The organism is Staphylococcus edaphicus, assembly GCF_002614725.1.
GTDB lineage: Bacteria > Bacillota > Bacilli > Staphylococcales > Staphylococcaceae > Staphylococcus > Staphylococcus edaphicus.
Genome location: NZ_MRZN01000002.1, coordinates 23,958 through 41,816, shown reverse-complemented (window position 1 = coordinate 41,816; position 17,859 = coordinate 23,958). Strand labels below are relative to the sequence as shown.

Genomic DNA, 17,859 nt, shown 5'->3' with positions numbered 1-17,859 from the left:
ACTATTAACCTATAAATTATATACCCTTGTAAAATTAAAATATCAAAAAAATGAGTCCGGACAAAATAATTGTCTCGGACTCATAAGCTAATCAGCAATAGCTGACTGGAATAAAATGCAAAGTATAGCTATAAATTACATTGTGTGAATAGGTAATCCTAATGCTTTCTCAGCAGCTTCCATAGACATTTCACCTAATGTTGGGTGAGCATGTATAGTTAATGCTAAATCTTCAGCATTCATTCCTGATTCAATTGCTAAACCTAATTCAGAAATAATATCAGAAGCACCAGTACCTACTACTTGAGCACCTACTAATGTATTATCTTCTTTAAGTGTTAACAATTTAACAAATCCAGTAGTATCATCTAATGATAACGCACGACCATTAGCTGCATATGGGAACTTAGATGCAGTTACTGCTAAACCTTCTTCTTTAGCTTGAGCTTCTGTATAACCAACTGTAGCTAATTCAGGTTCTGTGAAACATACAGCAGGCATACCAATGTAGTCAACTTCAGATGCTTCTCCAGCAATAACTTCTGCAGCTACTTTAGCTTCATAGCTTGCTTTATGTGCAAGTGGTAAACCTGGTACGATATCGCCAATTGCAAAAATGTTTTCAGCAGAAGTACGGCTTTGTTTATCTACTTCTAATAAACCGCGATCGGCGAATTTAAGACCTAATTCTTCTAAGCCTAATTCGTCAGTGTTTGGACGACGTCCAACTGTAACTAATACGTAATCAGCGTCGATAGTTTGTTCTTCACCTTTAACTTCATATGTTACTTTAACACCATTGTCTGTTTCTTCAGCAGATTTAGCCATCGCTTCTGTTACAATTTCAACGCCTTTTTCTTTCATACCTTTTTTAACAGGTTGCGTCATTTGTTTTTCGAAACCGCCTAAGATATCTTTAGCGCCTTCTAAAATTGTAACTTCTGAACCAAAGTTAGCAAAAGCAGTTCCTAATTCAGAACCAATATAACCGCCACCAACTACTACTAATTTTTCTGGTACATCTTGTAAATTTAATGCGCCAGTAGAATCGATTACACGGTTACCAAATTTGAAGTTAGGGATTTCAATTGGTCTAGAACCAGTTGCAATAATCGCGTGTTTGAAGTTATATGTTTGAGCACTTTTCTCATCCATAACACGTAGGCTATTATTATCAACAAAATAAGCCTCACCTTTTACGATTTCAACTTTATTACCTTTTAATAGTCCTTCAACGCCACCAGTTAATTTTTTAACAACTGATTGTTTGAATTCTTGAACTTTGTCAAATTTAAGTGAAACACTTTCAGCAATAACACCTAAATTTTCAGAGTTTTTAGTTTCATCATAACGATGAGAAGCGTGTAGTAAAGCTTTTGAAGGAATACATCCAACATTTAGACATACACCGCCAAGTTCACCTTTTTCTACGATTGTTACTTTTTGACCTAATTGTGCTGCACGAATTGCTGCAACATAGCCACCAGGTCCTGCTCCGATTACAATAGTATCTGTTTCAATTGGGAAATCTCCAACTACCATGTTTTACCCCTCCATTAATAATAATTCTGGATTATTTAATAAACGTTTAATATGATTCATAGCATTTTGACCAGTAGCACCATCAATTTGTCTGTGGTCAAAGCTTAATGATAATGATAATACTGGTGCTGCAATAATTTCGCCATCTTTAACGATAGGTTTTTGAGCAATACGGCCAATACCTAAGATAGCAACTTCTGGATGATTAATTACTGGTGTAAACCATTGACCACCAGCAGAACCGATGTTACTAATTGTACAAGTAGCACCTTTCATTTCATCAGCAGTTAATTTACCATCACGTGCTTTAACAGCTAGTTCATTAATTTCATCTGAAATTGCAAACATAGACTTGCGGTCAGCATTTTTAACAACTGGCACTAATAAGCCTCTGTCTGTGTCAGCAGCAATACCAACATTCCAATAATGTTTATGCACAATTTCGCCAGCTTCTTCGTTGAATGAAGTATTAAGTGCTGGGTATTTTTTAAGTGCAGAAACAAGTGCTTTTACAACGTAAGGTAAGAAAGTTAATTTAGTACCTTGCTCAGCTGCAACTTCTTTGAATTTTTTACGGTGATCCCATAATTCTTGAACATCAATTTCATCCATTAATGTTACGTGTGGTGCAGTGTGTTTAGAGTTAACCATTGCTTTAGCAATTGCTTTACGCATTGCTGGTATTTTTTCAGTAGTTTCTGGGTATTCATCCTCTGTTGAAACTGCTGCTGGTTGTGCAGAACTTGAAGGTTCTTCACTCGTTGTTGCTGCAGCACTTTCATTTGTTGTTGAAGCTTGTCCACCATTTAAGTATGCATCGACATCTTCTTTAGTAGTACGTCCATTCTTACCTGAACCTGAAACAGCTTTAATGTTAACGCCATTTTCACGAGCATATTTACGAACTGAAGGCATCGCTTTCACACGTTTGCTTTCGTCTACTTCTTCATCACTTGAAGATTGAGCAGGTGCTGCTTCTTCTTTAGCACTTTCTTCAGCAGGAGCTTCTGCAGATTCACTTGAAGAATCATCACTTTCACTACCTTTAAACTGCATATCTTCTGCATCAGGTGCATCAATTTTAACAATTGTATCACCAACAACTGCTACAGTACCTTCATCTACTAATACTTCTTCGATAGTACCTGAAACAGGTGATGGAATTTCAACAACTGATTTGTCATTTTGAACTTCAGCTAATACATCGTCTTCTTCAATTGTATCTCCAGCTTTAACAAACCACTTTACAATTTCACCTTCGTGGATACCTTCACCAATGTCGGGTAATTTAAATTCAAATGCCACGTTATTATCCTCCTAAAAATTCATATTAAGTCAAAAATTAGAAATTGAGGATGAGATCAATCGCTCATACCTCATGTTGTATATATAAACCTGAATGAAGTAGGTATATTGAAGTTTCATATACGCTACTTCGCTTCAGTGATTATTAAAATTCTAATGTTGCTTTTGCTTTTTCAACGATATCGTTTTTGTTTGGTAACCAAACATTTTCAGCTTGTGTAAACGGATAAACCGTATCTGCTGCTGCGACACGAGCGATTGGTGCGTCTAATGAAAGGATTGCACGTTCAGCTAATTCTGATGCTACAGCTGCACCTACGCCAGCTTGACGTTGCGCTTCTTGAACAACTACTGCACGTCCTGTTTTTTCAACTGAAGCAACAAGTGTTTCGATGTCAATTGGTTGTACAGTACGTAAGTCAATAACTTCTACTGAGTAGCCATCTTTTTCTAATTCTTCTGCTGCTTTTAATGATTCTTGTACCATTGCACCATAAGCAATAAGGGTAATATCATTACCTTCTTGTTTTACGTTAGCTTTACCAATTTCGATAGTGTACTCTTCTTCAGGTACTTCATCTCGGAATGAACGATATAATTTCATATGTTCTAAATATACGACAGGATCGTTACTTCTGATAGCAGAAATTAATAAACCTTTAGCATCGTAAGGGTTAGAAGGGATTACAACATGTAATCCAGGTGATTGCGCTAAGATACCTTCTAAATTATCGGCATGTAGTTCTGGTGTATGCACACCGCCACCAAAAGGAGCACGAATAGTAACTGGCGCTTGTTTAGAGTTACCAGAACGGAAACGCGTACGCGCAATTTGTCCTGCTACAGAGTCGAATACTTCAAATACGAATCCTAAGAATTGTATTTCCATAACTGGACGGTATCCTTGTGTAGTTAAACCTAACGCTAAACCACCAATACCAGATTCCGCTAAAGGTGTATCAAATACACGATCTTCACCGAATTCTTTTTGTAAACCTTCAGTTACACGGAAAACACCACCGTTAACACCAACGTCTTCACCGAAAAGTAAAACATTTTCGTCGTTTTGTAATTCGGTTTTAAGCGCGTTGTTAATCGCTTGAACCATTGTCATTTGTGCCATCGGTTACTTCGACTCCTTCTCTTTATAAATTTCATATTGCTCTGCTAAATTTTGAGGCATATCTTCATACATATTTTCCATCAAATCAATAACAGTTTGCTTTTCAGTATTGTCAGCTTCTTTGATAGCAGCTTTAATTTCTGATTTCGCGCGTTCAATTACTTCGTTTTCTTTTTCTTCAGTCCATAAGCCTTTGCCTTCAAGGAATTTTCTAAAACGAACTAACGGATCTTTTTTCTCCCATTCAGAATCTTCATCTGAAGTTCTGTATTTCGTTGGATCGTCACCAGCCATTGTATGTGGACCATAACGATAAGTAATTGTTTCGATTAATGTTGGGCCTTCACCATTAACGGCACGGTCGCGTGCTTCTTTTGTTGCTTGATATACAGCTAAAGCATCCATACCATCTACTTGTAAACCAGGAATACCACAAGCAATTGCTTTTTGAGCTAACGTTGTTGCAGCCGTTTGTTTACTACGAGGTGTAGAAATAGCGTAGTTGTTATTTTGGATTACAAAAATTGCAGGTGCTTTATATGCAGAAGCAAAGTTAATACCTTCGTAGAAATCACCTTGTGAAGAACCACCATCACCAGTATAAGTAATTGCTACAGCTTGTTTACCACGTTTTTTTATACCTAAAGCAACACCAGCAGTTTGAACATACTGTGCACCGATAATAATTTGTGGACTTAAAGCATTAACGCCTTCAGGCATTCTGTTACCTTTAAAGTGTCCTCTTGAGAATAAGAAGGCCTCTGTTAAAGGTAAACCTTGCCAGATTAATTGTGGTACATCACGATAACCTGGTAAAATAAAATCTTCTTGTTCTAAAGCGTATTGTGAAGCTAATTGTGAAGCTTCTTGTCCTGCCGTTGGAGCATAGAAACCTAATCTACCTTGTCTATTTAATGAAATAGAACGTTGATCGAGGATACGTGTCCAAACCATTCTCTCCATTAATTCAACTAACTGCTCGTCAGATAAATCTGGTAATAAATCATTATTAACGACGTTACCATCTTCATCCAAAATTTGAATCATTTCAAATTGAGATTGAGTATCATTCAATACTTTCTCTGCATCGAATTGGGCTTTTAATTTCGGAGCCATTCAATTCACCAAACCTTTCCCGTATAATAGAAATTCATTTTATCCTTAAACATTGTACCACAAAACTGTTTCACTGTTAAACAATTTGAAAAAGTTCTGTAGTAGTTAAAGTAGGTACAGTTCCGGAGCTGTACTAATTATTTCACTATGACTGTACCACTAACAAAACAGTACTCTATTACATAGTATTCCCATCAAATGTAAGCGCAATCAATTATAATGGTATATCTTCTATACTTTAATTTCAAATGACTTGCCTCCATCGTTTGTCTTTAGGCTAAACTATCTACATCTTCTTTTTCTTTATTCACTTTATTCATTGCATCTGAATATTTCTTGAAAGCTTTATTCATCTCTTTATATGATTTTGATACTTCTTCGGATTTTTTATCAATTTGAGATTGTTCTACTTGATTTCCAGCAGTATATTCAAACATATCCTTTTCTTTATTCATAATGTTTTTATATGCTTTTGCATATGCATCATGCGCCTTATATTTATCTTGTAGCGCATCATTTAATTGTTTAACTTCTTTTTTCTTTTGTTTGTCATTTATGTTATCTAAATGTTGTTCCGCTTTTTTGAATTTTTCTTCAGAATTATTTATGGCCTTTTCTTCTTTTTTAAATTCTTTTTCTCTTTGTTCAATATTATCAACAACTTTTTTAGATGTATCTTGCACTTCTTGCTGATTTTTACCGTTAATTTTTTTCACTAGTTTTTGTTTATCTTGTTCTAAACTATTTAATTTCTTACCAACAGATGATACTGGTTTTTCTGCATCAAAAGCCTTTTGTACTTGTTCATTATAATCTTTAATTTCGCCTTTATCTGTTGTACACCCAGCAACTAAGACTGTAGAAGCAAGGACTGCACTGATGCCATATTTTAATTTCATTTTTGAAAAATCCTCCTTTATGTGCTTGTTATGTTATATAATATTTTATGATAAATCAAATCTAACTACTGTATTTTATCTATTCAACTTTGGTATATTTTATATTAAGGAAGGTGTATGAACAAATGTTAACTATGAAAGATATTATCCGGGATGGACACCCTACACTTCGGGCGAAAGCAAAAGACGTTACTTTACCGCTTTCCGAAGAGGATCGTAATACGTTATTAGCTATGCGTGAATTTTTAATTAATAGTCAAGATGAAGATATGGCTAGCAAATATGGATTACGGTCAGGTGTTGGGCTTGCTGCTCCACAAATCAATATTTCTAAAAAAATGATTGCCGTTTATTTACCAGATGATGGAAATGGTAAGTCATATGATTTAATGTTAGTAAACCCAAAAATCATGAGCCACAGTATCCAAGAAGCCTATCTTCCCACAGGTGAAGGTTGCCTAAGTGTAGACGAAAACATTCCAGGATTAGTCCATCGTAAAAACAGAATTACGGTTAAAGCTACCGACATTGATGGAAAAGAAGTGAAATTACGTTTGAAAGGTTATCCTGCTGTTGTACTTCAACATGAAATTGATCACATCAACGGCATAATGTTCTATGATCATATAGATTCAAACAACCCACTTCAGCCACATGATGATGCCGTAGAAGTCTAACCAACTAGGTTAATTAATAACAAGCTAGGCCGAGCCATATAGTCATGGCTCGGCCTAGCTTGCTATATTGTCAAAAGTTGACTCAGTATGTACCTAGTGATAGCTAACTAAACGCTAAAACGCTTGTAATATCCACAAATGTTCTCTACGCTTAAGCGCTTTGAAATTTTTGGAAAATAAAATTTTGCCACATCTCCGTTCAATTACATAAAATCATCTCTTCGTTCATGATATGGAATGTTCAGTTCCTTAAATTCTGATTTCAGCTCTGTTAATTGCTGCATATCAATAAATTCCGGGTCATGATTATGCTTAACATAATTTTGATCTTCATTAACCGTATCAATAATTTCATTATAATTAAAAAACATGATTACTTGCTCAGCACGCACTTCAAAAGTTACACCTTTAAATATTTTATCTGTACGTGATTTTTCTTTCTTTACGTCTTCAATAATTGTCTTTACCTTATTCAAATGAATCACCTCAATATTTACCATATTTCATTGTAATTTATGTTTTACTATACTTCCCTCAGTCACTTCTTTATCTTAATTAATTTTTATATACTACTCAAGTTTTTTATTATATTTTTCAAAATTTTCTGTAATTGTTACTTAGTCAATTTACATAAGTATTTTAAATAAGAAGTAACTTGATCTATTAAATACTACTTCTCAAGATAAAACTGCTTTATTTATTCCACTACATCATGTAAAATGAGAAATAACTGAAAACATACAAATCAAAGTATTTGTGTTTTTCTAATCGAACGAACTGAAGATTACCCTAGAAACATACTGGGCAAAAACTAGTATGTTCTATTTATATATGGTAGCAATTCACATTGTTCTGAAATAAGTGCCTTATCAAGTAATAGAGGCATTGCATTTTCATACCTAAATAAAGCACTAGGGTTTTTACAATTAAAATAATTATAAATCAATACATGATTTTTAGGAGGAAATATATAAAATGGCAGTATTTAAAGTCTTTTATCAACATACTAAAGAAGAAGTAATCGTACGTGAACACACACAAACAACTTATGTTGAAGCACAAACTGAAGAACAAGTAAGAAGATATTTAAAGGATCGTAATTTCAATATAGAATTTATCACTAAATTAGAGGGCGCACATTTAGAATATGAAAAACAATCTGATCACTTTAACGTGGAGCAAGCTGAATAATGAAACAAATCCATAAAAATGAAGTTGCGGTCTACGCACTTGGTGGTCTAGGTGAAATTGGTAAAAATACTTATGCCGTTGAGTATCAAGATGAAATCGTTATTATTGACGCAGGTATTAAGTTCCCAGATGATAATTTATTAGGTATCGATTATGTTATTCCTGACATCACTTACCTAGAGCAAAACCAAGATAAAATTGTTGGTCTGTTTATTACTCATGGACATGAAGACCATATAGGTGGTGTGCCCTACCTATTAAAACAAATTAACGTGCCTATTTATGGTGGTCCATTAGCATTAGGTTTAATTAGAAATAAATTAGAAGAACATCATCTACTAAGAACTACAGAACTTATTGAAATAGATGAAAGCAGTGTTATTAAATCAAAACATTTTGAAGTGTCATTCTATTTAACAACACATAGTATTCCAGAAGCATATGGTGTGATTGTCAATACACCTGAAGGTAATATTGTGCATACAGGTGACTTCAAATTCGATTTCACTCCTGTCGGGGAACCAGCTAATATGGCAAAAATGGCAAAACTCGGTGAAGAAGGCGTTCTTTGTCTACTTTCAGACTCAACAAATGCCTTAGTTCCAGATTTCACTTTGAGTGAGCGTGAAGTAGGACAAAATGTTGAAAAGATATTCCGTAATTGTAGCGGACGTATTATATTTGCAACATTTGCTTCAAATATTTACCGAGTTCAACAAGCTGTTGAAGCTGCAATTAAGCACAATCGTAAAATTGTTACATTCGGTCGTTCGATGGAAAATAATATTAAAATTGGTATGGAATTAGGTTATATCAAAGCACCACCTGAAACATTTGTCGAACCAAATAAAATAAATACAGTACCAAAGCATGAATTATTGATTCTATGCACCGGTTCACAAGGCGAGCCAATGGCGGCATTATCAAGAATTGCCAATGGTACGCATAAACAAATCAAAATCATACCTGAAGATACTGTCGTGTTTAGTTCTTCACCTATTCCAGGTAATACTAAGAGTATTAACCGCACTATTAATTCACTATATCGTGCAGGTGCAGAAGTTATTCATAATAAAGTATCTAATATTCATACTTCCGGTCACGGTTCTAAAGGTGATCAGCAATTAATGCTTCGCTTACTACGTCCTAAGTTTTTCTTACCGATTCACGGCGAATATCGTATGTTAAAAGCACACGGCCAATCAGGAATTGAATGTGGCGTAGATCCAGACAATGTCTTTATTTTTGATATTGGTGATGTGTTAGCATTAACGCATGATTCCGCACGTAAAGCAGGTAGAATTCCTTCAGGTAATGTTTTAGTTGATGGTAGTGGTATCGGTGATATTGGTAATGTAGTTATCCGTGATAGAAAGCTTCTTTCTGAAGAAGGTTTAGTAATTGTAGTCGTTAGCATAGACTTCAAAACAAATAAACTGCTTTCTGGACCAGACATAATTTCTCGCGGCTTCGTGTATATGCGTGAATCTGGCCAATTAATTTACGATGCACAACGCAGAATCAAAACGGATGTAATAGGTAAATTGAATCAAAATCAAGATATTCAATGGCATCAAATCAAATCTTCAATTATCGAAACATTACAACCTTATTTATTCGAAAAAACTGCTCGTAAACCGATGATATTACCCGTTATCATGAAAGTGAATGAAGACAACAATCAATCATTCATTAAAAAGCCAAATAATAAAAATACGAACACAAAGAAAAACAACTCAAAGGCACCATCAAAAAATCAACAAACGACAGATAAAACAAGTAATAAAAATGGTTCTAATAACCAAAACAAACCAAATAAGCCAGAGCAAAAAACAAATCAAGATCAAGATTCTGAATCATAAAAAAAGAACGGCCACTATTACAAATATGAGTGGCCGTTCTTTTTTTATTATAGGAATCCTCAAAAACTCAAAAGTTTTTGAGGATATATTATTAATTGTTTATCTTACAACTTTTTTCTCAAAACGATTAAGGTCATTGTCATGGCCTATCATGATTAAGATATCACCTATCTCTATGCTTATGTTTGGATCTGGTGACACTAATATTTCTCTACCTCGTTTAATCGCTATAATACTAATTCCAAATTGCGCACGAATATCTAATTGAATGATTGTTTGACCAGCCATTTTCTCACTAGCTTTTATTTCTACTATAGAATGCTCATCCGCAAGCTCTAAATAATCCAATACACTAGCACTCGCTACATTATGTGCAATTCTTCTACCCATGTCTCTTTCTGGATGTACTACGGTATCGGCTCCAATCTTATTTAAAATTTTAGCATGATAATCATTTTGAGCTTTTGCTGTAACTTTTTTAACACCTAATTCTTTCAATATTAAGGTCGTTAAGGTACTTGACTGAATATTTTCACCAATAGCGACAATTACATGATCAAAATTTCTAATACCTAAACTCTTCATAACTGCCTCATCTGTGGTATCAGCTACTACAGCATGCGTTGCAATATCACTATACTCATTCACGCGCGCTTCATTCATATCAATAGCCATTACATCCATATCAAGTGCATTTAATTCTCTTACAATACTTCCACCAAATCGCCCTAAACCAATTACAACATACTCTTTATCCATGTGTATCCTCCAATTTAAAAATCGTGGCATGGTTATTTATAACAATACTTTCTTAGAGTATTCTTAACCATAGCCATAACCACTTTTGAAAATTTAAATTATTTTTTGCCTTCTACATATTTCTTATCGAAAACAAATAATCTTAACAATAATATTAACGATGGAATGAGTAAAAGTAAACCTAAAATAAAGACAATGATTAGCGCGATTGCCATACTACTGTTAACAATATGCTCATCTATACGAATAAACGGATAAAGTAAATATGGTAATTTACTTGCACCATACCCATAAAATGCAAATCCCATTTGCAAAATAACAAGCACAAACGCATAACCATGCGCTCTTTTCATGATTGTTAATAGCATTGCACCAATGAAGCAAATAAAGCTTAACAAGAACATCCACCAATAATTGGATACTGCATTTAAGAAATGTGCTTCATTTTGTAAACGTAATGATAAAAATACAAATAATGAAATTGCTATCATAGGTGGTCCCCAAATTAAGAACCAATATCTTAACAAGTTATAAGCAGGTTTGTCTTTTGCTTTTGATGCGTAATATGTTAGGAAACCTGATGATATATATAGGACTGAAATAATCGCTAAGAATACGACTGACCAAGAATATGGACTCAATAACAATTCTGTCCAATTGAGATCTAAATGTTTTTCAGTGCCAGTGATATATCCGCCTTCTGAAATTGTTAAAGTGGTAGCTAGTGATGCTGGTATCAGTAGTCCAGCTATACCATACATAGCTAACCAAACTAATTTCGTATCTGGGCCATAGTTTTCAAAAGCATAAAACGCGCCTCTAATTGACAATAATATCAATGCTATGGATGCAGGTAAAAGCAACACCGTTCCAAAGTACATCGCCGTATCTGGGAAAAAACCCACCATACCAACAAAGAAAAATACAAAAAATACATTCGTTACTTCCCAAACTGGATTTAAATAACGTGCTATTAAATGATTTATCTTCTTATCTTGCTTTGTAATTTTGGCGTGTAGCGTAAAGAAACCCGCTCCGAAATCTATGGATGCAATAATGATATAACAGAATAAGAAAATCCAAAGTACTGAAATTCCAATATACGCGAGAATCATGATGCATCACCTCTTTCTGAAGCTAGTGCTTCAACTTCTTTATATGCTGGTTTCTCTTTAAACATGCGAATCAATACATAGGCAGATGTAAACATCAGTACAAAATAGAGAAGTCCAAATAAAATTGTTACTAATGTTAATCCCCCTGCTTGCGTCGCAGCATCTGCTACTTTAAGGTAACCACGAACTATCCATGGCTGACGACCTTGTTCTGTTAAGAACCACCCAAACTCGATTGCTAGCATCGCGGCTGGACCTGTTAATAAAGCACCATATAGCATCGGTTTTGAATACGTATATTTCTGTAACTTTTTAAATATAAGTGTAAGTATATACGCGCCAGAAACAACTAAACAAAATACGCCCATTGAAACCATGAGATCAAAATAATAATGTACAATCATTGGTGGTTGTAGTTCTTTTGGAAATTCATTCAAACCTTTGACCTCTGTATTTGTATTATTGTCAGCTAAAAAGCTCAATATGCCTGGAATTTTAATTGCTCCGTTTACTTCTTGTGTCTTTTCATCCAATGAACCAAATAATACTAAATCTGCGTTAGATTCTGTATCAAAATGCCATTCATATGCTGCTAATTTTTCTGGTTGTTCTTGATATAAGAATTTAGCAGATAAGTCACCGGCTAACATAGATCCTAATGTGAATATAACGCCTAAGCACATAGTTAATTTTAGTGCTTTTTTATGGTATTCTGTATCTTTTTTAAATTTATTTTTCAACAATTTGAATGCAGCAATAGCCGCCAGTACAAATGCCATAGTCATTAGTGCAGTAGCAACTACATGAAATGATCTTATTAAAAACGAATCATTAAACATAGCAGCTAACGGTTTAACATTAACCATTTTCCCGTTTTTCATTTCAAAACCAGCTGGTGTATTCATAAATGAGTTTACGGCAGTAATAAAGAATGCCGAGAATGACCCACCAATGATAACTGGAATACTAATTAGAAAATGTGTCCATTTACTTTTAAATCGATCCCAAGTGTATAAATAGATACTCAAGAATATTGCTTCAAAGAAAAAAGCAAAGGTTTCCATGAACAATGGTAATGCTATAACATGTCCACCCATTTGCATAAATGTTGGCCATAGTAGAGACAACTGAAGACCTATAATTGTTCCTGTTACGACACCTACAGCAACTGTTATTGTATATCCCTTAGACCATCTTTTAGCTAATGTTGTGTATAGTGGATTGTTTTTCTTAATGCCTATAAATTCGGCAACTGCAAACATGACTGGCATGCCCACACCAATTGTCGCGAAAATAATATGCACTGCGAGTGTCATCGCAGTCAAAAAACGAGCTAATTCAACTGAATCCATAATATCACCTTTTTTATTTATTTGTGACATAAATCACAACGTCTGTTCATTATAAACCGCTTTACATAATTTTTAAATTTATTTCGCTTAAAATAAAGTGACAAATTAATGACTACTTTCATACAATTTAAAAGCTTGAATTATAATCTAAAGTTTCTTATATTAAAGTAAATTGATTTAAGAAAGGATAAACTAATTATGACCGAAATCATTATATATACTCAAAATGATTGTCCACCTTGTACTTTCATCAAAAACTATTTATCTGATAAAGGTATTAATTATAGTGAAAAAAATATAAGCAATTCAAACTATAGAAATGAAATGATTGACTACGATGCATTTGCAACACCCTTTATACTATTAAACGGTGAACCAATGTATCAAATTGATATGGACAAAATTAATAACACATTAAATATCAAATAACATTTGTATTTATCATTTTAGTGCTTTCAATTCCTCCAGATACACAAACAACTTCTAACTACAAAGTAACGCATTAAGCTATTTTTTACAAAGTTTAAGATGATTCATCTACTTGATATAAGGGCAACTTTAAACATATCACTTAAAATTCCAAAGACAAAAAGAGCTGTTCATAAAGCATAAACTTTATGAACAGCTCTTTCATTTTATATAACAAATGATATTTATTTAGCGTATTGATTTACTAAATCCTGAACTTCTTCAGAAGTAGCACAATTAATAGCTCTTTGAGCTAATTCTTCCATTTCATTTTGACTTAAACCTTTGATTTGACGACGTGCTTTAAGTACTGAAGTCGCACTCATTGAGAACTCGTCTAATCCTAAGCCTAATAATAATGGAATTGCAACTTCATCGCCAGCCATCTCACCACACATACCGGTCCATTTACCTTCTTTGTGTGAAGCTTCAATTACTTGTTTTACCAAACGTAATATTGAAGGGTTATATGGTTGATACAAGTATGAAACACGCTCTGACATTCTATCTGCAGCCATTGTATATTGAATTAAATCATTCGTTCCAATACTGAAGAAATCAACTTCTTTAGCAAACACATCTGCTAAAGCGGCAGTAGAAGGGATTTCTACCATAATACCTAGTTCGATATCATCTGAAACTTCAACACCTTCATTTGTTAAGTTTTCTTTTTCTTCAAGTAATAATGCTTTTGCATCACGGAACTCTTTAATTGTAGCTACCATAGGGAACATGATATTTAACTTACCAAAAGCAGAGGCGCGTAATAATGCACGTAATTGTGGTCTGAATATATCAGGTTGATCTAAACATAAACGAATTGCACGATAACCTAAGAATGGGTTCATCTCTTCTGGTAGATTTAAGTATGGTAACTCCTTATCTCCACCAATATCTAATGTACGCACAACCACACGTTTATCTTCCATCGTTTCTAATACTTTTTTGTATGCCTCGAATTGCTCATCTTCAGTTGGCATTTCGTCTCTACCCATATATAAAAACTCTGTACGGTATAATCCTATGCCTTCTGCACCATTTTCGATAACACCTTTCAAATCATTCGGTGTACCGATATTTGCAGCAAGTTCGGCATGTCTACCATCCGTTGTCGTCGTTTCTTCATCACGTAATTTTTGTAATTCTTGCTTATCTGCAAAGAAACGTTCACGTTTGTTTTGGTAAGCAATGACTTCATCTTCAGTAGGGTCAATAATAACTTCCCCTGTTAAGCCATCAACAATAATCATGTCTCCTTGCTTAACTTCTTTGGTAATTGATTTAGTACCTACAACTGCAGCAATTTCTAATGAGCGACTCATAATTGCTGAATGCGAAGTTCTACCACCTATATTAGTTACAAATCCTTGTACAAATTCTTTGTTTAACTGAGCAGTATCTGAAGGTGTTAAATCATTACCGATTATAACAACGCTTTCATCAATCATACTAGGATTTGGTAATTCTACGCCTAAAATATGCGCTAACACACGTTTTGAAACATCACGGATATCGGCAGCACGTTCCTTCATGTACTCATTATCCATTGATTCGAAAATAGTAATGAATTGTCCAGTAACATCAGATAATGCAGTTGGTGCGTTAACTTGTTCATTCTTAATTTTTTCTTCAATTGGTTGAATTAATTCAGGGTCATCCAAAACAAGTAAATGCGCATCAAAAATCGCTGCTTTATCAGCACCTAAATTTTGTTCTGCATTATTTCTAATTTTAGTTAATTCAACTTTGGATGTTTCGATAGCATGATTAAATTTTGCAATTTCAGCATCAACATCTGAAACCTTTTCACTATCAAATGATAAATCTGGTTCAACTAATAAATATGCTTTAGCAATTGCTACGCCATCTGAAGCAGCTATACCATTAATATAATTAGACATAATTATTTAGTTAATCCTTCTTTAGATAAGATTTCAGTGATTGCTTCAATTGCATCTTTTTCGTCGCTACCGTCAGCGTAGATTGTAATTTCAGCATCTTTACCTACACCTAAGCTCATAACACCCATAATTGATTTCAAGTTAACTTTTTTACCGTTATATTCTAATTGAATATCAGAATCAAATTTTGAGGCAGTTTGAACAAGCATTGTCGCTGGACGAGCGTGAATACCTGTTTCGTCGATAATTACATATGATTTTTGTTCCATAAAATGATTTCTCCTTCGTATAGTTAGAATCGTTAGTTTATTATAAAACCTAGCATAGTTTTATATAATAACATTACCAAATTATTCTTATAAATTCAATTCGTTGCACCCATGATATGACAATATTCATGGAATTTTAGCTAATTTGTGAAAACGCTATAGTATTAGACGAGTGTTTTAACAACTTTTTCACATTTTTGAATGTGCTCATCACCAATTTTTTTCATGAAATAATAACTAATTGAGGCTGAAATAGCTTGTCCAACAATTGGAAACCATTTCGTTTGTTTGGCTGCCACACGTTTAGCAACATCTCTAACAACAACTTTTAAAATAGCATTAGATATTTTTTTACCTATAAATTGACTACCTTGAATTGCTGCTGCTGCTAATACACGCTCTTTCATATCATCGCCCATGTTATTAACTTGTTTATGATCTAAGCCATAAATTTTATTGACATCTTCAATGATATCTCTCATTAATTTAATATCAACACCAAAATCTAATCCTGGAATCGGAACAACACTTATGCTTGAAGATAAAACTGATTTCTTTCTCACTAATGCTTGTGCACGTTTACGTCGTTCCTCTATTTCAATATTTGATGTAGGTATGTTGCTTTTTTGTTTAATATCTTCAATGTTCAATACCTTGTTACCAACTTTTTGCGTAACATTATTTGTAATTTTATTTTTAAAACCCATCTAATTTCACTCCTTCGTAAATTGCTTGATACATAATGAATACCCTATTTCTACCATTTTATTTTATTTTCACAAAAATAGCCTTCAAATACTTAGATGGTTTATAGTGTGGATGTGTTTTGAAATCCTTCGGTAAGCCCATTACATCTACAATTTCAAAGTCTACGTCTGCTTCTTCAAGTGTATTATTGATAACGTTTTTAAAAGCTTTTAAAGAGAATGTGCTATTATTTGTACATAACAGTAACGTACCGTCCGGCCCTAGTATTTCAAGTGCACCTTTAATTAATTTATCGTAATCTTTTGTTACAGAAAAAGTCTTCTTATTATTTCGAGCAAAACTTGGTGGATCAATAACGATTGTATCGTAAAATAAATCATGGCGTCGTGCATAATTAAAGTAATCAAATGTGTCCATCACATAAATATACTGAGATTTAGGATCGATACTATTTAAGCCAAAATTTTCTTCTGTAAGTGCACGTGAACGATTAGCTAAATCAACACTTGTTGTCATCGTAGCATTTTCAGCTGCAATAACAGAAAATGCACCTGTGTAGCTAAATACATTTAGTATTTCTTTATCTTTAGCATAATGATCTTTTAATTTTTTTCTTACTTCCTTTTGATCTAAAAAGATACCTGTCATTGGACCGTCATTTAAATCCACATTATAAAAAGTAAAATTCTCCTCAATTACAATTGGAAATTCCGGTGCGTCTCCATCAACAAATCCGCCCTGTGTTTCTGAGTCTTTAAATCTCATTTTTTCAAAAACAGACGTATATTCAAATACAGATGCTAATGCAGATAAGACATTATATCGGAATTTATAGATACCTTTTGAATACCATTGAATTAAGAAATGTCCATCGTAATTATCTATAGTTAAACCACCTACGCCATCACCTTCACCATTAAAAACACGAAATGCATTGGTTCCATCTATGTTATAAAAATAGTCACGTTCATCTTTAGCATTTTTAAATAAAGTTTCAAAAAATTGAGTATTAATGACCTCGTCTTTATCGTAGCTTAATACCCAACCAACACCTTTATGTTGTCTCCCTACATAAGCTGTTGCAATATACGCTTCCTTATCGTTCACTAAATAAAATAGGTCTCCCTCTTTTAAATGATCGTGTGCATAAATGTCTTCTTCGTCTACTAATGGATATTCATTTAAATATTTCGTTTCTTTTCCTCTATTTAACGTGGCAATTTTCATAATATTATGTCAGCCTTTCTACTTTATATTTGTTATTCGCTTATTCATTTTATCATCTCATTCACTTCGTAACATCAATTATCTGCAATTCACTGAAATATAATATCTAAAATACACAGAAAGCTGAGACAAAAATATTGCCTCAGCCTCCCGTCATATTGTATTGATAGTTTTAAAGACCCACTTCTCAATTTATTGAGTTAGTGGGTCTTATACATGAGCCAAAGCTCAGGTATTCCTTAAAACCACTTCTCAATTTATTGAGTTAGTGGGTCTTATGCATGAGCCAAAGCTCAGGTATTCCTCTAAAACCACTTCTCAATTTATTGAGTTAGTAGGTCTTAT

At 33.7% G+C, this 17,859-nt stretch carries 17 protein-coding genes; 4 read left to right on the top strand and 13 right to left on the bottom strand.

Annotated elements, in window-relative coordinates; translation table 11 throughout:
• Positions 1–135: 135 nt before the first annotated feature.
• The 5 genes from lpdA to BTJ66_RS01705 form a co-directional block, all read right to left on the bottom strand.
• On the bottom strand, positions 136–1,542 hold the full coding sequence (gene lpdA / locus BTJ66_RS01725) for a dihydrolipoyl dehydrogenase (RefSeq protein ID WP_099089276.1): 1,407 nt from the start codon (positions 1,540–1,542) through the stop codon (positions 136–138).
• Between the two features lie 3 nt (positions 1,543–1,545).
• Complete coding sequence (locus BTJ66_RS01720) at positions 1,546–2,847, bottom strand: dihydrolipoamide acetyltransferase family protein (protein ID WP_099089275.1); 1,302 nt, start codon at positions 2,845–2,847, stop codon at positions 1,546–1,548.
• Positions 2,848–2,992: 145 nt separating this feature from the next.
• Positions 2,993–3,970 carry an alpha-ketoacid dehydrogenase subunit beta gene (locus BTJ66_RS01715; protein WP_099089274.1) on the bottom strand — a complete coding sequence of 326 codons (978 nt, stop codon included), beginning with the start codon at positions 3,968–3,970 and terminating at the stop codon, positions 2,993–2,995.
• A 3-nt stretch (positions 3,971–3,973) separates the two neighbouring features.
• On the bottom strand, positions 3,974–5,086 hold the full coding sequence (pdhA, locus tag BTJ66_RS01710; protein ID WP_099089273.1) for a pyruvate dehydrogenase (acetyl-transferring) E1 component subunit alpha: 1,113 nt from the start codon (positions 5,084–5,086) through the stop codon (positions 3,974–3,976).
• Between the two features lie 272 nt (positions 5,087–5,358).
• Positions 5,359–5,985, bottom strand: coding sequence for a YkyA family protein (locus tag BTJ66_RS01705; RefSeq protein ID WP_099089272.1), 627 nt, complete (start codon positions 5,983–5,985; stop codon positions 5,359–5,361).
• Positions 5,986–6,110: 125 nt separating this feature from the next.
• Between BTJ66_RS01705 and def the strand changes: the two genes are divergently transcribed.
• On the top strand, positions 6,111–6,662 hold the full coding sequence (gene def / locus BTJ66_RS01700; protein WP_099089271.1) for a peptide deformylase: 552 nt from the start codon (positions 6,111–6,113) through the stop codon (positions 6,660–6,662).
• 203 nt (positions 6,663–6,865) lie between these two features.
• On the opposite strand, the gene BTJ66_RS01695 is transcribed toward def, so the two are convergent.
• Positions 6,866–7,138: a hypothetical protein gene (locus BTJ66_RS01695; RefSeq protein WP_099089270.1), complete on the bottom strand. Its 273-nt coding sequence runs from the start codon at positions 7,136–7,138 to the stop codon at positions 6,866–6,868.
• Positions 7,139–7,637: 499 nt separating this feature from the next.
• Between BTJ66_RS01695 and BTJ66_RS01690 the strand changes: the two genes are divergently transcribed.
• Both BTJ66_RS01690 and rnjA read left to right on the top strand, forming a co-directional pair.
• Positions 7,638–7,853 (top strand): DNA-dependent RNA polymerase subunit epsilon, encoded by a 216-nt coding sequence (locus BTJ66_RS01690; RefSeq protein WP_099089269.1) that lies wholly within the window; start codon positions 7,638–7,640, stop codon positions 7,851–7,853.
• Positions 7,853–9,715 (top strand): ribonuclease J1, encoded by a 1,863-nt coding sequence (gene rnjA, locus BTJ66_RS01685; protein ID WP_099089268.1) that lies wholly within the window; start codon positions 7,853–7,855, stop codon positions 9,713–9,715. The genes BTJ66_RS01690 and rnjA overlap by 1 nt, the downstream gene beginning before the upstream one ends.
• A 99-nt stretch (positions 9,716–9,814) precedes the next feature.
• On the opposite strand, the gene BTJ66_RS01680 is transcribed toward rnjA, so the two are convergent.
• From BTJ66_RS01680 to BTJ66_RS01670, 3 genes are all read right to left on the bottom strand, one after another.
• Positions 9,815–10,474 carry a potassium channel family protein gene (locus BTJ66_RS01680; protein WP_069994825.1) on the bottom strand — a complete coding sequence of 220 codons (660 nt, stop codon included), beginning with the start codon at positions 10,472–10,474 and terminating at the stop codon, positions 9,815–9,817.
• A 98-nt stretch (positions 10,475–10,572) separates the two neighbouring features.
• Positions 10,573–11,589: a cytochrome d ubiquinol oxidase subunit II gene (locus tag BTJ66_RS01675; protein WP_099089267.1), complete on the bottom strand. Its 1,017-nt coding sequence runs from the start codon at positions 11,587–11,589 to the stop codon at positions 10,573–10,575.
• A complete protein-coding gene (locus BTJ66_RS01670) occupies positions 11,586–12,941 on the bottom strand; it encodes a cytochrome ubiquinol oxidase subunit I (protein ID WP_099089266.1) in 1,356 nt (451 codons plus the stop codon). Before BTJ66_RS01670 ends, BTJ66_RS01675 begins: the two co-directional genes overlap by 4 nt.
• Positions 12,942–13,139: 198 nt before the next feature.
• On the opposite strand from BTJ66_RS01670, the gene BTJ66_RS01665 reads away from it, so the two are divergent.
• Positions 13,140–13,370, top strand: coding sequence for a glutaredoxin family protein (locus tag BTJ66_RS01665; protein WP_099089265.1), 231 nt, complete (start codon positions 13,140–13,142; stop codon positions 13,368–13,370).
• Positions 13,371–13,594: 224 nt separating this feature from the next.
• Here the strand turns inward: BTJ66_RS01665 and ptsP are convergent, their stop codons facing one another.
• From ptsP to BTJ66_RS01645, 4 genes are all read right to left on the bottom strand, one after another.
• Entirely contained in the window at positions 13,595–15,310 is a 1,716-nt protein-coding gene (gene ptsP / locus BTJ66_RS01660; RefSeq protein WP_099089264.1) for a phosphoenolpyruvate--protein phosphotransferase, read from the bottom strand.
• 2 nt (positions 15,311–15,312) lie between these two features.
• Positions 15,313–15,579 (bottom strand): phosphocarrier protein HPr, encoded by a 267-nt coding sequence (locus BTJ66_RS01655; protein WP_069816423.1) that lies wholly within the window; start codon positions 15,577–15,579, stop codon positions 15,313–15,315.
• A gap of 164 nt (positions 15,580–15,743) precedes the next feature.
• Entirely contained in the window at positions 15,744–16,286 is a 543-nt protein-coding gene (locus BTJ66_RS01650) for a DUF697 domain-containing protein (RefSeq protein WP_099089263.1), read from the bottom strand.
• 58 nt (positions 16,287–16,344) lie between these two features.
• Positions 16,345–17,514: a class I SAM-dependent rRNA methyltransferase gene (locus tag BTJ66_RS01645; RefSeq protein ID WP_099089262.1), complete on the bottom strand. Its 1,170-nt coding sequence runs from the start codon at positions 17,512–17,514 to the stop codon at positions 16,345–16,347.
• Between the last annotated feature and the right edge of the window lie 345 nt (positions 17,515–17,859).